At 61.9% G+C, this 15824-nt stretch carries 20 protein-coding genes and 3 pseudogenes; 6 read left to right on the top strand and 17 right to left on the bottom strand.

All coding sequences use genetic code 11. The features are described from left to right. Nucleotides 1-192, top strand: a pseudogene (locus EOD15_RS12685) (hypothetical protein); the annotation flags it as partial. Between the two features lie 138 nt (nucleotides 193-330). Further along, nucleotides 331-969 (top strand): MBL fold metallo-hydrolase, encoded by a 639-nt coding sequence (locus tag EOD15_RS12680; protein WP_127320973.1) that lies wholly within the window; start codon nucleotides 331-333, stop codon nucleotides 967-969. Between the two features lie 226 nt (nucleotides 970-1195). Here the strand turns inward: EOD15_RS12680 and EOD15_RS12675 are convergent, their stop codons facing one another. From EOD15_RS12675 to EOD15_RS12665, 3 genes are all read right to left on the bottom strand, one after another. Then, complete coding sequence (locus tag EOD15_RS12675) at nucleotides 1196-1627, bottom strand: BA14K family protein (RefSeq protein ID WP_127268420.1); 432 nt, start codon at nucleotides 1625-1627, stop codon at nucleotides 1196-1198. 177 nt (nucleotides 1628-1804) lie between these two features. Continuing rightward, complete coding sequence (locus EOD15_RS12670; RefSeq protein WP_013530020.1) at nucleotides 1805-2017, bottom strand: cold-shock protein; 213 nt, start codon at nucleotides 2015-2017, stop codon at nucleotides 1805-1807. Between the two features lie 318 nt (nucleotides 2018-2335). Next, the gene (locus EOD15_RS12665) at nucleotides 2336-2548 is read right to left on the bottom strand and encodes a cold-shock protein (RefSeq protein WP_006202520.1); all 213 of its coding nucleotides are present in this window, start codon (nucleotides 2546-2548) and stop codon (nucleotides 2336-2338) included. Between the two features lie 491 nt (nucleotides 2549-3039). Here EOD15_RS12665 and EOD15_RS12660 point away from each other — a divergent pair, with 491 nt between their 5' ends. Then, nucleotides 3040-3462, top strand: coding sequence for a Kazal-type serine protease inhibitor domain-containing protein (locus EOD15_RS12660; protein WP_127320974.1), 423 nt, complete (start codon nucleotides 3040-3042; stop codon nucleotides 3460-3462). Between the two features lie 31 nt (nucleotides 3463-3493). On the opposite strand, the gene EOD15_RS37350 is transcribed toward EOD15_RS12660, so the two are convergent. The 7 genes from EOD15_RS37350 to EOD15_RS12635 form a co-directional block, all read right to left on the bottom strand. Continuing rightward, on the bottom strand, nucleotides 3494-4024 hold the full coding sequence (locus tag EOD15_RS37350; protein WP_348629425.1) for an EAL domain-containing protein: 531 nt from the start codon (nucleotides 4022-4024) through the stop codon (nucleotides 3494-3496). Nucleotides 4025-4026: 2 nt separating this feature from the next. Then, the gene (locus EOD15_RS12655) at nucleotides 4027-5046 is read right to left on the bottom strand and encodes a CSS-motif domain-containing protein (RefSeq protein ID WP_348629424.1); all 1020 of its coding nucleotides are present in this window, start codon (nucleotides 5044-5046) and stop codon (nucleotides 4027-4029) included. Between the two features lie 150 nt (nucleotides 5047-5196). After that, a complete protein-coding gene (locus tag EOD15_RS12650; protein ID WP_127320975.1) occupies nucleotides 5197-5415 on the bottom strand; it encodes a hypothetical protein in 219 nt (72 codons plus the stop codon). A gap of 91 nt (nucleotides 5416-5506) precedes the next feature. Further along, nucleotides 5507-5644, bottom strand: coding sequence for a hypothetical protein (locus EOD15_RS35730; protein ID WP_164482279.1), 138 nt, complete (start codon nucleotides 5642-5644; stop codon nucleotides 5507-5509). Nucleotides 5645-5682: 38 nt separating this feature from the next. Then, a complete protein-coding gene (locus EOD15_RS12645) occupies nucleotides 5683-5964 on the bottom strand; it encodes a hypothetical protein (RefSeq protein ID WP_127323161.1) in 282 nt (93 codons plus the stop codon). Then, nucleotides 5961-6230, bottom strand: a complete 270-nt coding sequence (locus tag EOD15_RS12640; RefSeq protein WP_023809798.1) for a hypothetical protein — start codon at nucleotides 6228-6230, stop codon at nucleotides 5961-5963. The genes EOD15_RS12645 and EOD15_RS12640 overlap by 4 nt, the downstream gene beginning before the upstream one ends. A gap of 144 nt (nucleotides 6231-6374) precedes the next feature. Continuing rightward, on the bottom strand, nucleotides 6375-6575 hold the full coding sequence (locus EOD15_RS12635) for a cold-shock protein (protein ID WP_127323162.1): 201 nt from the start codon (nucleotides 6573-6575) through the stop codon (nucleotides 6375-6377). A gap of 331 nt (nucleotides 6576-6906) precedes the next feature. Here EOD15_RS12635 and EOD15_RS12630 point away from each other — a divergent pair, with 331 nt between their 5' ends. Continuing rightward, nucleotides 6907-7101, top strand: a complete 195-nt coding sequence (locus EOD15_RS12630) for a hypothetical protein (protein WP_127268658.1) — start codon at nucleotides 6907-6909, stop codon at nucleotides 7099-7101. 198 nt (nucleotides 7102-7299) lie between these two features. Continuing rightward, nucleotides 7300-8922, top strand: coding sequence for a tetratricopeptide repeat-containing sulfotransferase family protein (locus EOD15_RS12625; protein WP_245463652.1), 1623 nt, complete (start codon nucleotides 7300-7302; stop codon nucleotides 8920-8922). Between the two features lie 145 nt (nucleotides 8923-9067). Here the strand turns inward: EOD15_RS12625 and EOD15_RS12620 are convergent, their stop codons facing one another. Next, nucleotides 9068-9421 carry a DUF1428 family protein gene (locus tag EOD15_RS12620; protein WP_023809794.1) on the bottom strand — a complete coding sequence of 118 codons (354 nt, stop codon included), beginning with the start codon at nucleotides 9419-9421 and terminating at the stop codon, nucleotides 9068-9070. 75 nt (nucleotides 9422-9496) lie between these two features. Then, complete coding sequence (locus EOD15_RS12615) at nucleotides 9497-9925, bottom strand: glyoxalase/bleomycin resistance/extradiol dioxygenase family protein (RefSeq protein ID WP_127268665.1); 429 nt, start codon at nucleotides 9923-9925, stop codon at nucleotides 9497-9499. A gap of 237 nt (nucleotides 9926-10162) precedes the next feature. Here EOD15_RS12615 and EOD15_RS12610 point away from each other — a divergent pair. Then, nucleotides 10163-10776 (top strand): annotated as a pseudogene (locus EOD15_RS12610) (glutathione S-transferase). A 16-nt stretch (nucleotides 10777-10792) separates the two neighbouring features. Here EOD15_RS12610 and EOD15_RS12605 read toward each other — a convergent pair. The 5 genes and pseudogenes from EOD15_RS12605 to uvrB all read right to left on the bottom strand — a co-directional run. Then, a complete protein-coding gene (locus EOD15_RS12605; RefSeq protein WP_127268662.1) occupies nucleotides 10793-10951 on the bottom strand; it encodes a hypothetical protein in 159 nt (52 codons plus the stop codon). Between the two features lie 135 nt (nucleotides 10952-11086). Then, on the bottom strand, nucleotides 11087-11395 hold the full coding sequence (locus tag EOD15_RS12600; RefSeq protein WP_127321179.1) for a HigA family addiction module antitoxin: 309 nt from the start codon (nucleotides 11393-11395) through the stop codon (nucleotides 11087-11089). A gap of 27 nt (nucleotides 11396-11422) precedes the next feature. After that, the gene (locus EOD15_RS12595) at nucleotides 11423-11701 is read right to left on the bottom strand and encodes a type II toxin-antitoxin system RelE/ParE family toxin (protein ID WP_127321180.1); all 279 of its coding nucleotides are present in this window, start codon (nucleotides 11699-11701) and stop codon (nucleotides 11423-11425) included. Nucleotides 11702-11780: 79 nt separating this feature from the next. After that, nucleotides 11781-13305 (bottom strand): annotated as a pseudogene (locus EOD15_RS12590) (ABC-F family ATP-binding cassette domain-containing protein). 397 nt (nucleotides 13306-13702) lie between these two features. After that, nucleotides 13703-15824, bottom strand: a 2122-nt coding sequence (uvrB, locus tag EOD15_RS12585; RefSeq protein WP_127408529.1) for an excinuclease ABC subunit UvrB, incomplete at its 5' end; no start/stop codon positions are given.

Raw genomic sequence — 15824 nt, 5'->3', positions numbered from 1 at the left:
ATTGGCGGCGTCGGCGGTGCGGCGATCCTCGGCAGCCTGCTGGGTGGCGGTGCGGTCGATCCGGCGGCTGCGGCAGCAGCAACGAGCGGTCTCGGCAGCGCGCTGAACCTGCAGAACATCGTCGGCGGCGCCGGCGGCGGCGCGATCCTGACCGCCATTCTCGGCGCGGTCATGGGCGCCATGAAGAAGTAGGCGGGCCGTTTCGGTCTTTTCAAATGGGCGGCTTCGGCCGCCCATTTCCGTTTTCGGAGCTACCGATTGTTCGTCTTTCGAGGGTGGACGCCCTTTGTCCGCGCCTCTACATCACCCGTGAACATCGAAAGGACGATCATGGGTCAGCTCAATGCCGGCATCGTGCCGGTCACACCGTTCCAGCAGAATTGCACCATCCTGTTCGACATGGATGACAAGCATGGCGTCGTCGTCGATCCTGGCGGCGATATCGACAAGGTGCTGGCGGCGCTGAAGGACAATGCGATCTCAGCCGGGGCGATCTGGATAACGCATGGCCACATCGACCATGCCGGCGGCGCAATGGAGTTGAAGGAGGCGCTCGGCGTCGAGATCATCGGTCCGCATGAGGCCGACAAGTCGCTGCTCGACAATCTGGAAAACCAGGGCAAGCGCTACGGCATCGCCGGAGCGCGCAACTGCGTGCCCGACCGGTTCCTGTCCGAAGGCGAGACCGTGTCGTTCGGCGGCCATGTGTTCGAGGTGCTGCACTGCCCCGGCCATGCACCAGGTCACGTCGTCTATTACAACCGCGCGGCCAAGTTCGCCCATGTCGGCGACGTGCTGTTCCGCGGCTCGGTCGGCCGCACCGACCTGCCGGGTGGCGACCATGCGGCACTGATCGCTTCGATCAAGGACAAACTCCTGCCGCTCGGCGACGACATCGGCTTCATCTGCGGCCACGGTCCCGGCGGACGTTTTGGCGAGGAGAGGCGGACCAATCCTTTTCTCGTTTAGAGCAATTCACCATTTCACGGAAACGGCGGGGCTGCTCTGACCCTTTGTTCTGACTCAATTCCCAAGGGAAAACGCTTTGCGCTTTTCCCGGGAAAACGTTTCACACTTTTCCTGGAATTGCTGTAGGGCGTGCCGATATTCGCCTGCCCCAATCCTGTGATGCTCCAAACAAAAAAGCGCTGGCCTTGCGGTCAGCGCTTTTCTGTTGGGGCAGGGAAGCCCTGGTTTAGTTCGCCGTGCAGAAATGCTGTTCGCCGTCATTGCCGGTGAACGTGCCGGTGCGGGAATTGAAGGTGCGGTAGCGGTCCGAGCAGTATTCGTACCAATCACGCGTCCACGGCTCGGCATAACGATCAGCGTAGACCACCCGCGGCTCCGCATAGTAGCGGCGGACCGGGGCCGGGCGCACCACCACGTCACGATCGTAGTAACCGTCATCGTAGTAGCGGTCAGCGTCGGGCGGCGGGCGGTCATTGGCCAATGCGCCGCCGATCAGCGCACCGGCCGCGAGGCCGAGCACGCCGGCGGCAATGGCATCGCCGTTGCCATGATGGCCATGATGACGGCGCCAATCACGTGCGTTGGCGGCGGGCAAGGCCGAAAGCGTGGTGGCGACCACGGCAGCGGCCAGGACGGCGGTCTTGAAAATTCGGTTCATCTCGGTCTCCTTCGTGCCGGCCCGTGTAGTTTCGGGGATGCGGTCCGGCTTTACCAAAGACTAATATGCAACCGTGGCTGAACGGGGGCTGAACGGATTTCGACGAACTTATTCAAAACAGGCGTCAAAGGTCACACGCCCTCCAGGGAGCGAAAACCATCGCCGGTCCAAGCCGGCTCAGCCGACCGACAGGTTGACGGCCTTGGGTCCCTTGCCGCGCTTGTCCGGCTCGGTGTCGAACGACACTTTCTGGCCATCCTCCAGGCCGGGAAGGCCGGACGCCTGCACGGCTGAAATATGGACGAAAACATCCTTCGCGCCATCATCGGGCGTGATGAAGCCGAAGCCCTTGGCATGGTTGAAGAATTTGACGGTGCCGGTCTGCGGCATGGGAAGCTCCTTTGTCCCATAAACTCCAGTCTCGGGCCGGCAAATGCCCGAGTGGAAATTTGTCCTTTATTTTAGCGTCATCGGCAAGAGAAAGTTTTGCGGGTGTCTAAAGCACGTTGCGGCACGCTTTGGGTCTTTGTTTTATGCAAGTCGTTGCCCAGAACCTGGCGGCTTGGGCGACATCACCGGCCCGCGCCTTCGATAAGGAAAAGGCGCGACGAAGATCGCCGCGCCTTTCAAATTCAGATCCCTCTCCAGGCCAGGTGCAGGCATGGAGCCTCCGTCGCACGTCCGAGTGACATGCGGCGCGCCGATGGCTCAGGCTGCGCGGAGGTTGACGGCCTTGGGGCCCTTGCCCATGCGGTCCGGCTCGACGTCGAAAGTGACCTTCTGGCCGTCGACGAGCGTGCGCAAGCCGGAGGCTTCGATCGCGGAGATATGGACGAACACATCCTTGGCGCCACCATCGGGCGTGATGAAACCGAAGCCTTTGGTCGCGTTGAAGAATTTAACGGTGCCGGTCTGGGCCATTGGGGAAACTCCTTCACCCGTTCAGTCTTTGGTGGTCCCGCCCGCCGCCTGGCGCAAAGGGCAGTTCCCGGTGGTTGCTTCGGCAGTCATGCATTGGCGCATGGTCAAACCCCCCGCCGAAAACGGGGCCGTCAGAGATTCACAGTATCGGGGAAAGGTCGTCCAAAACGTTCCGCTCTCCGGGTCGCAAATGCCCGAACACGGAATTTATCGCACGGAAACGTGATGGTTGCAAGATACCGCCGCGGGCCGCCGTACTGGCGCATCCCGACGCATCAATCGACTGACCTGAGCATCGATGGGCTCGGCATAGGCTTGCTTGCCGGCCGGGTCATCGGCCAGAGCCGGGCCACGAATGGGCCAGACATCGCGGCGCGCGGACCTCCCTTTCGGTCCAGGCGCCGTTGTCGGTTGCCGAGCTCAAACGGGGGTTGCATTTGGCAAGGGAATGGCGAGGATCGGTAACCGGGGACCGATCGTGGGAGATCATCATGAAATTTCTGGCGGCAATCTTTTCGCGGCAGGGTTTTGTCATCTTGTTGCTGTCGGCAATTCTTGCCGCCTGCACCGTTGTCGTCGATGAGGGACCAGGGCCACGCCCGCGTCCGCCACGGCCCGAGCCGCAATATTGCAGCAAGCAGTACGAGCCGGTCTGTGCCCGGCGCGGCGGCGACCGCCAGACCTTCGCCAATTCCTGTCTCGCCGACCGGGCTGGCTACCGCATCGTGCGCGACGGTCCGTGCCGCGACAGCGGCGGTGGCGGTGGCGGTGGCGGTGGCGGTGAAGAGCAGACGTTCTGCACCCGCGAATATGCTCCGGTCTGCGGCCGCCGGCATGGCGAGATGCGTACCTTCCCCAATTCCTGCGAAGCCCGCGCCGCGGACTATCGCGTCGTTGGCGACGGGCCGTGCTGAGAACGCTGCGCGTTGTTGAGGACGACAGGCGTCAAGCCGTCGGCTTCACCTGGCGACAGTAGGCGATGAACTCGGACGCGGGCATGGGTCTGGCGAAAAGCCAGCCCTGGCCGTAGTCGACGTCGCGCTCGGCGAGATAGTCGGCCTGCGCCTGCGTCTCCACGCCTTCGGCAACGATCTTCAGCTTCAGTGTCTTGGCCATGTCGATGATATGCGGGGTGACGGAACTGGTGGCGGAATTCGTGCTGATCGTATCGATGAACGATTTGTCGATCTTGAGCGCATCGAGCGGCAGCCCCTCGAGATAGGACAGGCTGGAGTAGCCGGTGCCGAAGTCGTCGATTGCCACTGCGTGCCCCAGTTCGCGGGCACGAATGAGCGTCGAGCGGGCCGAGTTGATATCGACGAAACCGCGTTCGGTCGCCTCGAGCCAGATTTGCTGCGGCTGGATCCCGGTGTGCTGCAATGCTTTCTCGATAATGGGCAGGACCCGCGCCGTGCTGACATCGGTTGCGCTGAGATTGATGGCGATGTGAAGTGAGCGATCGGCGACCAGGAGCATGTTCAGGTCAACACAACCATCGCAATGACCTGATCGGTGATCGCTGTGATCAGGCCACTCTCTTCCGCCAGCGGAATGAAGAGATCGGGCCGGACCAGGGAGCCATTCGGCCGCTTCCAGCGCACCAGCGCTTCCGCGCCGATGCAATTGCCCGTCCTGAGCTCGACGATCGGCTGATAGTGGACGATGAATTCGTGCTTGCGCACGGCGATCTGCAATTCTCCCAAGGGCGAAAGCCGCCTTCGTGACAGCCACACAACCACGCCGATGATGAAGGCAGCCATGAAGGCGCCGAGCGGGAGCAGCATGAATTGCTGCTTGCGAACGCTGCCCAGGATCTGGCTTGTCGGTTCGGTGGCGACAGCAATCCAGTCCGTCCCGCGCGCCGCGGCAAACAGGAGATCGTCATCGATGCCTTCGCTGGGGCCGGCGATGATCTTCTCGATACGGGCAGGATTCGGGCTATTCAGCGCGCCAAGCAGGATGCCCGTTTGCGTCGTCAAGGCGAGCTGGACACCAGGATCGACGATGACGTCGACAAAGCGTACCGGATCGACAAGGACGTTGTGATCCCTGTATCGCAGCGCCATCAGAAAATGGTCATCGCTCATCACCGGCTGCATGCGGGCGGTGACGGCAATGCTGTCCCTGGTGGTGAAGTCAGGGGTGGATTGCGCAACGCGCCCTTCGGTTGGTCCCCAGGAAGAGCATTTGAGCAGGCCGTTTTCGAAATAGCCCATTTCTTCGATCGGGCGCGTGTTGATGGTGAGTTGCCGCATACGGGCTATATGGTCCGCCGAACAGCGGATGCCGGTGAACTGGTCGATCTGCCGCAAGGCGGCGGTCGCATCGTTGAGCGAGATGTCGGCCCTGGCGATGGCGCGGCTGGCGAACAGCTGCAGCCGCCCATGTTCCTTTTGGACGGCCTGAATCCAAGCGAGATGAAACATAGCTGCGATTGGCAAGATGGCGCCCAGCATGGCCAACACCACCGCCGTCACGATGATGCGCGATCTGTCCATGCGCCTCCTGCTTTCGGGCATGAGCGGCGATCGTGGGTGGTCGCCCGCAATGTCTCGGGCCGCCAATTGCGGCAGCGGCCCGGTTCAGGCGGATATTAGGGCCTCGATCTTACGTGAACTTTAATGGAGTCGTGGGGCAGCACCGCTGCTCTAAACCGGATAGGCGCCGTCGGCTGGGCCGGCGTAAAGCTCGCTACCATTGTCGTCGCAGATGCGCAGGCGATCGGGGATTTGCGGCATCGCCAGCGTGTGGAACAGCGCGGTGGCGTCCTGCAGCGCGGCGCGCAGGTTCGGCGCCTCCAGCGATACCTTGTCGAGAGTGGCTTCGTCGGCGTCGCGCAACCGGTAGAACTCGATGACGAAATTCAAGCGCGCCTCCGTGGCAGAGCATTGCGCAGGCCTGTCCAGTCACCTCACAGAGGACGACGGAAAGGGCGCACGAGGCGCGCCCTCCAGTTTGTCAGCCTTTCGACTTCGGCTTCAAGCTGCTCTCCGCCTGCTTGACCGACGAACCGAACGGGGAGGCGGGCTTTGCCACGACCTTGTCCTTCTTCGGCTTGCGTGTCTCGCGGTTGCTTCGCTGTTGACCTTTGGACATGTCGTGCTCCTGCTCAGTGTTGGCTTGGCGGTGGGGTCTCAGACGAGCGGGTTGCTGGCAACAACGGGGTTGTCGGCAACAACCGGATCTGCCGGTTCGAGATTGTCTTCGGTGGTGACCCGCTCATAGGTCTCCTGCTCGCTGCGGATGCGGTATTGCGGCGAACCATCCTTGACCGGCAGCCTGCTCTTGATCTGGAACAGTTCGGCGGTCTTCTGGACGAGGCCGGTGCGGCTCTTCATGCGCACGGTCTGACCGATTGCAAACTGGTGCGCGGGCGTGTCGGTGCGCGGGCGCGCATTCTGCTGGAAACGGATCATGCTGCATTCTCCCTGTCGCGCTTCAGCGCTGTTTCGAGTTCGAGGTAATCGATGGCGACAAGCTGGCTGGTGGGCGGGTTTTTCGCTGCCCTTGCCGGCAGATGGATGAAAGTGGCGACGCGGCGCCAGGCAAGCCGCGACATGCCCTCGATCAGCTCTTCGTCGTGGTCGATGTCGTAGTCGCCGGCAGGCAGCTGCCCTTCCAGTCCGCCGAGCACGAAAGGTGCGGTGAAGTGCGCGATGGAGTGGGTGGTGCGGTCCGGCATTGTCTTACCTATGCAAAGCAGCGGTCCTGAAAACAAAAAAGCGGGGACGAGCCCCGCTTTCCTATTTCCGGCAGTCGCTGGAAATAAGCCTCTTTCGAGAGCTGCCAGTACATCCGTGGTCAGCGTTCATCGAATTCGGCCGGATCAGATCAATTGCAAATTGGCGGCCGACTCGCGGCCCTTGGTGTCACGCTCCAACTCGAACTGCAGTTTCTGGCCTTCGGCGAGGCCGGGGAAGCCGGCGCGCTCCAGTGCGCTGACATGGACAAAGACGTCCTTGCCGCCATCGGTCGGCTGAATGAAGCCGGTCCGGCCATTGTAGAACTTCACGGTTCCGGTGTTCATGTCGGTCTTTCGAAGAATGAGAATGGTCGCGCGGAGCGAACATGCCGCGCGCCCGGTATCGATGATTTGGAATGAGATTGGCGGGTCGAGAACCTCTGACGCCGCGAGATGCCAATTCTGGCCCAAAGCGATCCTGTACAGATAGGCCTTTGTTGTAATTTAATCAAGGCATTTTAAAATAAAATTGGGCTTCATTCAAAAAATTGCGCGCTGTAACTATCAGAAAAATGATGATACAAATTCATACAATTCAAAAACTGTTTAAAGCTTATCGGGAATAATTCTCCCGGTATTTTTATTTTTCTTGTGATTTGAAGAAGGAGACCTCGAGATGTCCGTAAAGACGCCAACAGGCACCCCCGTAACGATCACGCCGGTCGCAAAGCCGGTAATGGCAAAGCCGATGGTTGTCCTGTCGCCGCGGCTGACTGTCAGAAGTGACGAGGCGGCAAAGCGAAGGATCGCCGACACCGATGGAACGGTTCGGCGTGCCAGGCAGGTTGCCGAGACCAATCGCCTGATTTGATCTTTCCGCACCGACGAAAGGACGAGACAGCAAGCGAAGCCTTGAACCTGGCGCGCCAATGGCCTAGATCGCCACAGGCGGATAAAACACGGCAGGTTTCCCATCAACAGAGATCAAAGACGAGCGGCGGGTGCGGGAGCCAGGTCTGGCGCAGGCGGACAGCCGCCGCTGGGCCTCGACCAGTATGTGCAGCAGGCGTTGCAACTGCATCAGGCGGGGCGCCGGCAAGAGGCTGAGACGATCTACCGGCAGGTGCTGGCGCGTCAGCCCAAGCATGCGGCCGCGGCGCATTTCCTGGGACTGCTGCTGCACCAGACCGGGCGCAGCGAAGAAGGGCTGGATCTCATCGAACGGTCGGTGAGCCTGCAGCCGACGAATCCCGATTTCCTCAACAATTTCGGTGCGGTGATGCGCGACCTCGGCCGCCCTGCTGCGGCCATCGATTTCTTCCGCGGTGCGGTGGATCTGCGGCAGGACCAGCTCGCGGCGCGCGACAATCTCGGCTCATCGCTGAAGCAGGTCGGCCAGTTCGAAGAGGCCGAAGAGATTTATCGCGGCACGGTTGCACGCAATCCATTTCACGTGCGCGCCCGCATCGGGCTTGCCGAAACCCTGCAGGAAGCCGGGCGGCTGGATGAGGCGCTCGCCGTCTTCCGCGAAGCGCTGGCGATACGCCCCAAGGATGCCGACCTGCTGCACGGGCTCGGCGTCGGGCTGATGGAAAAGGGCAAGCTCGACGAGGCGGCCGACCTGTTCCGGCAGGCGTTGGCGATCAACCCCGCCATGGCCACAGCCTGGCTGATGCTGACGCAGGTCAAGCGCCAGAAGGAGCGCGACAGCGAGCTTGGGGGCATGGAAGCCCAGCATGCCAAGGCGCCGCAGGACAGCCTGGCACGCATGCAGCTGTCCTTCGGACTCGGCAAGGCGAATGACGATCTCAGGGATTATGGCCGGGCCTTCGACTATTTCGCCGAAGGCAATGCGATCCGCCGCAAAAGCATCAACTACGACCAGGCCAGGACGCGGGCCGAATTCGAGGCGATGAAGGCCACCTTCGATGCCGGCTTCTTCGAGAAGCACAGGCCCAGCTCAATCAGCGACGACACGCCGATCTTCATCGTCGGCATGCCGCGTTCGGGCACGACGCTGGTCGAGCAGATCATTGCCAGCCATCCGCAGGTCTTTGGCGCAGGCGAGCTCAGCATCTTGAAGAAGGCGGTCGGCAAGCAGTTCCCGGCGACCATGCCGGGTGGCTTCCCATGGGGCGTATCGGATATGGGCGATGCGGATTTTGCCGAGGCAGGGCAAGCCTATCTCGACATGCTGCATGCCCGCTATCCGAACATGCGTCACGTCACCGACAAAATGCCAGGCAACTTCCTGCTTGTCGGCTTCATCTACATGATGACGCCGAAGGCCAGGATCATCCACTGCGCGCGCGATGCGGCGGCCACCTGCCTGTCGATCTACAAGGTGCATTTCCGCGGCGACAGCCATCGCTATGGCTACGATCTCGGCGAGCTCGCCGACTTCCACAATCTCTACACCGACATCATGAAGCATTGGCACACGGTGCTGCCGGGCGTCGTGCATGATGTACGCTACGAGGATTTTGTCGCCGACCAGGAAGGACAGACGCGGGCATTGATCGCTCATCTCGGCCTGCCCTGGGACGACGCGGCACTATCGTTCCACGAGACCGACCGACCGGTTCGCACGGCTTCAGCCGCACAGGTGCGCCAGCCGATGTATCAAGGGTCGGTCGATCTGTGGAAGCGCTATGGAGACCGGCTCAAGCCGCTGCTCGACAAGCTGGATTAGCGCAACGCCATCTAGCTGATCGTGGCCTTAGAGATTGGCCTAAGCACCCGCGTCGTCATCCTAGGGTCTTCGCGACGGAGCTTCGCTCCTGCTTCGCCCTAGGATGACGAAGCTGAGAGGCTTCTTCTAATCTGCTACCGGCTGCTCAAAGCTCAATGAATGGCTTGAAGCCACCGAAGATCATGCGCTTGCCGTCGAACGGCATGTCCGCCCAATCGGCCTTCAAGCGCGGATCTGCCATCACCTTGGCCATGACGGCATCGCGGCTCTCCCGCGACTCATAGACGGCCCAGGCGAAGACGACGATCTCGTCGTCCTTGGCCTGCACGGCACGCGGGAAGGACGTGACCTCGCCATAGGGCACGTCGTCGCCGATGCATTCGACATAGGCGAGCGCGCCATGTTCCCTCCAGATAGGCCCTGCGAGGTTGGCCAGCTTCTTGTAGTCATCGAGTTTTGCCTTGGATACGGCAAGTACGAAACCATCGACATAGGACATTTTGGATCTCCTCCTGGAAGTTCACAGGGCCTCACCGGCGCCGGCCGGTGAGGGGCTCGGGCCATCGGTGGCAGATCAGGCTTTCTTCACCGGCGCGTTCATCGCCCATTCGACGCCGAACGGGTCGCGCATATTGCCCCACTGATCGCCCCAGAACATGACTTGGAGCGGCACGGCGACTTCGCAGCCGGCATCGACGGCGCGCTTCCACCAGGCTTCGATGTCGTCGCTGCCGAGGTGAAGCTGCATGGTGTAACCCTGCGGCTTGACGGCGGGCATTCCGTTTTCCGGATAGAAATCGGAGAGCATTAGGGTCGAGCCATTGATGTGGAGGTGAATGTGCATGGTGCGGCCTTTTTCGTCCGCCGGGTAGGCAAAGACCTGCTCCGCGCCGAAGGCCTTCTTGTAGAATTCGGCAGCCTTGAAGGCGCCATCCAGCTGCAGATAGGGGGTCAATCCGCCGAGCACTTTGGCCGCGGGCTGAACGGGGGTCTGATCAGTCATTTGTTGTTCCTCTTTGCGTTTGGCCTTGCGAGCCATAGGACGGATCGGACGGCGGCGATCCTACATGGCGGCGAAATTTTTTTGGCGGTCGCCCTTGATAATCCCGGACAGCCGCGGGCTCGAGCGAGAGGCGTGAAACGAACTTGCGTCGGCGGCCCCCAATCAGAGCGCAATTCTCTCGGCTCGCAGGCTAGAACAGATGGATCACGCGAACGCCTCTTAAACCCCAGGACGACAATGATCCTCTACTATCAGACCCACTCACCCTTCGCGCGCAAGGCGCTCGTCTTTGCCCATGAGGCCGGCATTGCCGATCGGCTGGAGGTCATTCATCACGAGACCAGTCCGACCCTGCGCAATGCGCGCGTCTACGCCGAAAATCCCCTCGGCAAAGTGCCGGTGCTGTTGCGGCCCAACGCGTCTCCGATCTTCGATTCCGATGTTATCTGCGCCTATCTCGACACACTGCATGACGGCCGCAAGCTGCTGCCGCAGGACGGCGAGGCGCGCTGGCAGGCGTTGCGGCTTCAGTCGGTCGCCCAGGCCTCGCGCAGACAGGCATCGCTTTGCGCTGGGAGACAGAAAGGAGACCCGAAAAGCTGCGCTATGGTGCTCTCGCCGACGGATACCGGGAAAAGATCGAGGCGAGCTACGACTGGATCGAAAGCGCGCTGGACGACGAGGCACCGCTCCATGTCGGCCACATCGCCTTGGCCACCACGCTGTCCTGGATGGCGTTCCGCCACCTGCCGCCTTTTCGCTCGCGGGCGCGGCTGACGCACTGGTTCGAGGCTTTCGAAAAACGCGTATCGATGCAGGCGACACCGCTTTCAGGTGATACTCATGACTGACTGGCGCCTCGCGAGGTCAGGGGCGGCGGCCGTTCTGCGCGTCGAAGACGTCCGGAAAGCCGATATCCTTGCGCAGCGAGGCCGGCAGCGAAAGCAGGATGCGCTCGCTGCGGTGACGAGCGCGCGCTGCCGCATACCGGGTTGCGACGCGACCGATGGATGAAAGAACCGACATGATAATTCTCCCTGGGTTGGCGCCGGCATCATCGTGTCGGCATCCCAAGGACGCGATGGGCTGAGGCTATCCGACAGACCGTCGAGATTTTTTATCGCGGCGTCTGATGGTCTGTCCGAATGCTGCCGTGCGGACCTACGCAACCCTGAGCGTAGGGATCGCTGAAACATCAACTTCACGCTCTGCGTGCCAAGCATCGAAAGCCGCTTGCATTCGAAGCCAGATCGCGGCGCCGTCGCCGAACAGCTTCCCGAGGCGAGCGGCCACAGCCGGCGAAACCGGCTTCTTTTCGCGGATGATGTCATAGAGCTGCTGCCGGGAGATCCCGAGCAGATTTGCAATTTCCACCTTGGTCTTTCCAGTTGCCGCGATAATGTCCTCAAGCAGCGCTCCCGGGTGGGAGGGACAACGCTCAATAGGACGCGTCGGCTCGTGCACGGTCATAAGTCGAACTTCTCCAGTCTGGCCGCCTCAGTGATATTGCTCGAAATCGACGCGGGCAGCGTCCTTGCCGTCGAACTCGAATGTGATGCACCACGGACCGTTGACGTGGACCATGTAGCGGATTGGATCGAAGCCTTTCAGCGGGTGGAAATCGAAGCCGGGAAGGTTCATTTCCTCCGGCTTCTCCGAAGCTTCCAGGCGGTCAAGCCGGACCAGAATGCGCTTGTGCATCTTGGCGTCGATCTTGCCGGTCTTTCCAGTTTGAAAGAGGTCCGACAGCGCCTTGTTCTTGAAGGACTTGATCATCGATATGTGTAAACAGATTGCTTACAAAGAACAAGGTCTGTAAGCAAATAATTTACATGCCAGTCGACCTCCGTTGGCCTCATCCTGCCGTTTCGGCCACTGAGCGGAAGAACTCCTCGGGGTCCTCGACTTCGGTCAGCTTTCGTTTGTCGATCAGCCAGAAGCGGTTGCCGATGGCGCGGATGAAGGAGCGGTCGTGCGAGGCGAGCACACAGCTTGCCTGATGCGCCAGCAGTTCCGCTTCCAGCGCTTCCTGGCCGTCGATGTCGAGGTGGTTGGTCGGCTCGTCCAGCAGATAGAAGTTGGGATTGGCGAGCCTCAGCGCCAGCATCATCAGCCGTGCCTTCTGGCCGCCGGACAGCACGCCGATCTTTTTCTCCTGCATCTCGATGACCACGCCGGCGCCGGCCAGCAACGACCGTGCGCGCTGCTCGCCGACATCGTGGCGGCGCGAGACCATCGCCAGCGGCGTGTCGTCGCCGCTGATGCCCGACAGCGCCTGATCGCTGTAGCCGAGCACCGTCGACGGCGTCACCTTCACATTCCGCACCGTGTCCGGTTCGACAATGGCATTGCGGATCAAGGTGACGAAGCGCGACTTGCCGACGCCGTTGCGGCCGAGCAGCACGATGCGGTCGCCCTGGCAGATATGGCGCTTGCCGGTCCGAAACAGCAGCGTGCCGTCGGGTGTTTCGACAGCCGCGTCGTCGAGCGTGATCAGCACTTTGGCATGGGTGCCGCGATTGGCCAGTTTTATGGCACCCGCCGACTTCTCGCGATGCGCCGGGTTCGCCGCTTCCTCCAGTTTTTCGGCCCGCTGGTTGAGTTGCTTGGTCTTGACCGTCAGCAGGTCGCTGCCCGAATTGATGCCGATGTTGTTGAGCTTGGCCGCCTGTCGGCGCAATTGCTGCGCCACCTTCATGTCGCGCTGGAACTTGCTCGTTCGAGGCGTCGATCTCGTCGAGTGCCTGCCTGGCGCGGGAATAGGGCAAGGCAAACACAGGCGACTGTTCAGGGCGCAGGAACAGCGTCCGGTTGGTGGTGGCGTCGAGGAAGGCCCGGTCGTGACTAGCGATGACGACCGGCACCTCGCGCGGCAGCGTGTTCAGCCAGGTTTCGAGCTGGCTGATGCGGGCCAGATCGAGATGGTTGGTTGGTTCGTCGAGCAGCAGCACGTCCGGATCGGTGACCCAGACGCGGGCGATCAGCGCCAGCCTCTGCCAGCCACCGCTCAGCGCCTGCATTTGCCGCTCGCGCATAGGCTCCGGCACATCGAGCGAATCGAGAACCACGTCGACACGCCACATCTCGCTGTCGGCCTGCTCGGCCGGCAAGGCATCCGCCACCACCTGGTGGAACGTCCGGCTGAGGAGGGCCGGGGCAACCGACTGTTCGACATGACCGACGCGTAGGCCGCGCGTGCGGGTGATGTCGCCGGAGGTCGGCTCCATCTCGCCGGTCAGGCATTTCAGCAAGGTCGACTTGCCGCGGCCATTGGCGGCGACAATGCCGAGCCGGTCGCCGGAGCCGATGGTGAGGTCGAGATTGGCAAACAGTGGCGCACTCATGGTGACGCCGAGGGATTTGAGGCTGATCAGGGCCATTTTGATTTCTCTGGTCTTGCCGGAGGAAAGGTCCGGCTCAATGCACTTTGACGGTGCGCGTGCTGGCCATCAGGCTCGGCGTTGCAACACCACGAAGGGCAGACCAAAAAATCGAAGCGGGAAAAACCCGGACCGTCCCTGGTCAGCCCTGCAAGCAAGCTCGCAGGGCAGAAATCGGGCCACGCTGACGATGGTGACGATGAAACGTAAACACGTGAGCCCTCCTTTTGAGACGTTCGAGTGTGCGGAGCGATTACACCAAAGGCGAGGCTGGTGGCAAGGGGGGCGGCCCAGGAGGGAGCGATGCGGTGAAGCTGCCAATCTCCCCCCTCGTGGGGGAGATGTCCGGCAGGACAGAGGGGGGCGCTGTCCCGCCGGCATTTCGAATATTTTGAACCTACCGTCCCGGCCGTCCCGTCTTCCCCGGCCGGCGTTTGTCGCGGCGGGCGTCGCCTGGATCCTCGTATGAGCCGATGCCGGCGCGCTGACGAACAACCGGTTTGGCGGAATCGTCGCGTTCCTTCGCGCCCCCCTCTGCCCTGCCGGGCATCTCCCCCACTTGGGGGGAGATTGGCTGCGGCTTGGCCGGCACTTTTCCTTCGACCGGCTTTTCCGTCCGCCGTACAGTCATTTCATCGAGCGAGTTCTTCTTGAACAGTGGCTTGGTGGCGTCGCCGGGAATGCCGAAGTCGGAACCGTGCGCCTCTTCGGCCGACTGTTTCTTGAACAGCGAGCGTGACACCGCGCCGGCCGGCGTCGGCATGTCGGTGCCTGGACCCATGTCGTCGATCGAGGGCTTGGTAAACAGCGGCTTCTTCACCGGCACCGCGCCGTCGGCGCCCATCTGGTCGAGATCAGGTTTGCGGAAGAGGTTGGGCCGGGCAGCTTTGGCCGCCTCTTCTGCGGCACGCGCTGCGTCGAGCTTGCGGAAACGCTCCTGTTCCTCTGCTGTACGATGTTTGGCCACGCCCTTGTTGTGCTTGCCCTTTTCGCGGCCTGAGGCAGGACTTTCCATATCGGCGTATTTGGCCAGTGGGTCTTCGGAGATGGACAATTCCATCTCTCGCAGACGCTTGATCTCGTCGCGGATGCGGGCCGCCTTCTCGAAGTCGAGATTGGCTGCGGCATCGCGCATCTGCTTTTCCATCGCGTCGAGATGGGCCTTGAGGTTGTTGCCCATCATGGCGCCGGCACTGTCGGTGAACTGCGAGATGTCGGCGCGGACGTGGTCCTTCTCGTAGACCGAATCCAGAATATCGGAGATGCGCGATTTGACCGATTCCGGGGTGATGCCGTTGGCCTCGTTCCACTCCACCTGCTTTTCGCGGCGGCGGTTGGTTTCGGCCATCGCCCTTTCCATCGAGCCGGTCACCTGGTCGGCATAGAGGATGACCTTGCCGTCGACGTTTCTGGCGGCGCGGCCGATGGTCTGGATCAGTGAGGTTTCCGAGCGCAAAAACCCTTCCTTGTCGGCGTCGAGAATGGCGACGAAGCCGCATTCGGGAATGTCGAGGCCCTCGCGCAGCAGGTTGATGCCGACCAGCACGTCGAAGGCGCCGAGGCGCAAATCGCGCAGGATCTCGATGCGCTCCAGCGTGTCGATGTCGGAATGCATGTAGCGGACACGGATGCCTTGCTCATGAAGATATTCGGTCAAATCCTCGGCCATGCGCTTGGTCAGCACCGTCACCAGCGTGCGGTAGCCGGCCTTGGTGGTGTCGCGGATTTCGCCGACGACATCGTCGACCTGGGTCTTGGCCGGGCGGACCTCGACCGGCGGATCGATCAGGCCGGTCGGGCGGATGACCTGCTCGGCGAAGACGCCGCCGGCCTGCTCCATTTCCCAGCCGCCAGGGGTCGCCGAGACGGCGACCGAAAGCGGACGCATGGCATCCCATTCCTCGAAGCGCAGCGGCCGGTTGTCCATGCAGGACGGCAGACGGAAGCCGTATTCGGCCAGTGTCGCCTTGCGGCGAAAGTCGCCGCGATACATGCCGCCGATCTGCGGCACGGTGACATGGCTTTCGTCGATGAAGACCAGCGCGTTGTCGGGAATGTACTCGAACAGCGTCGGCGGCGGATCACCCGGCTGGCGGCCGGTGAGATAGCGCGAATAGTTCTCGATGCCGGCGCAGGAACCGGTGGCTTCCAGCATCTCGAGGTCGAAGCGACAGCGCTGTTCCAGCCGCTGCGCCTCGAGCAGACGGCCTGCGCGCTCGAGTTCGACCAGCCGGTGCTTGAGCTCTTCCTTGATCGACTTGATCGCCTGGTTCAGCGTCGGGCGCGGCGTCACATAGTGCGAATTGGCGTAGATCTTGACGCTTTTCAGCTCGCCGGTCTTCTGTCCGGTCAGCGGGTCGAACTCGGTGATCTGCTCGATCTCGTCGCCGAACATCGAGATGCGCCAGGCGCGGTCTTCCAGGTGCGCCGGGAAGATCTCGATCGTGTCGCCGCGCACGCGGAACGAGCCGCGAACGAAATTGATGTCCTGGCGCTTGTACTGCTGGGCGACGAGATCG

This window comes from Mesorhizobium sp. M7A.T.Ca.US.000.02.2.1 (assembly GCF_003996995.1).
In the GTDB taxonomy this organism is placed as follows: domain Bacteria; phylum Pseudomonadota; class Alphaproteobacteria; order Rhizobiales; family Rhizobiaceae; genus Mesorhizobium.
This window is presented reverse-complemented; position numbering and strand designations above follow the sequence as displayed.

Excerpts from the sequence above, each read along its gene's own strand:
- EOD15_RS12680 (WP_127320973.1), top strand. The coding sequence starts at position 331 with ATGGGTCAGCTCAATGCCGGCATCGTGCCGGTCACACCGTTCCAGCAG.
- EOD15_RS12675 (WP_127268420.1), bottom strand. The coding sequence starts at position 1,627 with ATGAACCGAATTTTCAAGACCGCCGTCCTGGCCGCTGCCGTGGTCGCC.
- EOD15_RS12670 (WP_013530020.1), bottom strand. The coding sequence starts at position 2,017 with ATGCCGCAGACCGGCACCGTCAAATTCTTCAACCATGCCAAGGGCTTC.
- EOD15_RS12665 (WP_006202520.1), bottom strand. The coding sequence starts at position 2,548 with ATGGCCCAGACCGGCACCGTTAAATTCTTCAACGCGACCAAAGGCTTC.
- EOD15_RS12660 (WP_127320974.1), top strand. The coding sequence starts at position 3,040 with ATGAAATTTCTGGCGGCAATCTTTTCGCGGCAGGGTTTTGTCATCTTG.
- EOD15_RS37350 (WP_348629425.1), bottom strand. The coding sequence starts at position 4,024 with ATGCTCCTGGTCGCCGATCGCTCACTTCACATCGCCATCAATCTCAGC.
- EOD15_RS12655 (WP_348629424.1), bottom strand. The coding sequence starts at position 5,046 with ATGGACAGATCGCGCATCATCGTGACGGCGGTGGTGTTGGCCATGCTG.
- EOD15_RS35730 (WP_164482279.1), bottom strand. The coding sequence starts at position 5,644 with ATGTCCAAAGGTCAACAGCGAAGCAACCGCGAGACACGCAAGCCGAAG.
- EOD15_RS12645 (WP_127323161.1), bottom strand. The coding sequence starts at position 5,964 with ATGATCCGTTTCCAGCAGAATGCGCGCCCGCGCACCGACACGCCCGCG.
- EOD15_RS12640 (WP_023809798.1), bottom strand. The coding sequence starts at position 6,230 with ATGCCGGACCGCACCACCCACTCCATCGCGCACTTCACCGCACCTTTC.
- EOD15_RS12635 (WP_127323162.1), bottom strand. The coding sequence starts at position 6,575 with ATGAACACCGGAACCGTGAAGTTCTACAATGGCCGGACCGGCTTCATT.
- EOD15_RS12630 (WP_127268658.1), top strand. The coding sequence starts at position 6,907 with ATGTCCGTAAAGACGCCAACAGGCACCCCCGTAACGATCACGCCGGTC.
- EOD15_RS12620 (WP_023809794.1), bottom strand. The coding sequence starts at position 9,421 with ATGTCCTATGTCGATGGTTTCGTACTTGCCGTATCCAAGGCAAAACTC.
- EOD15_RS12615 (WP_127268665.1), bottom strand. The coding sequence starts at position 9,925 with ATGACTGATCAGACCCCCGTTCAGCCCGCGGCCAAAGTGCTCGGCGGA.
- EOD15_RS12605 (WP_127268662.1), bottom strand. The coding sequence starts at position 10,951 with ATGTCGGTTCTTTCATCCATCGGTCGCGTCGCAACCCGGTATGCGGCA.
- EOD15_RS12600 (WP_127321179.1), bottom strand. The coding sequence starts at position 11,395 with ATGACCGTGCACGAGCCGACGCGTCCTATTGAGCGTTGTCCCTCCCAC.
- EOD15_RS12595 (WP_127321180.1), bottom strand. The coding sequence starts at position 11,701 with ATGATCAAGTCCTTCAAGAACAAGGCGCTGTCGGACCTCTTTCAAACT.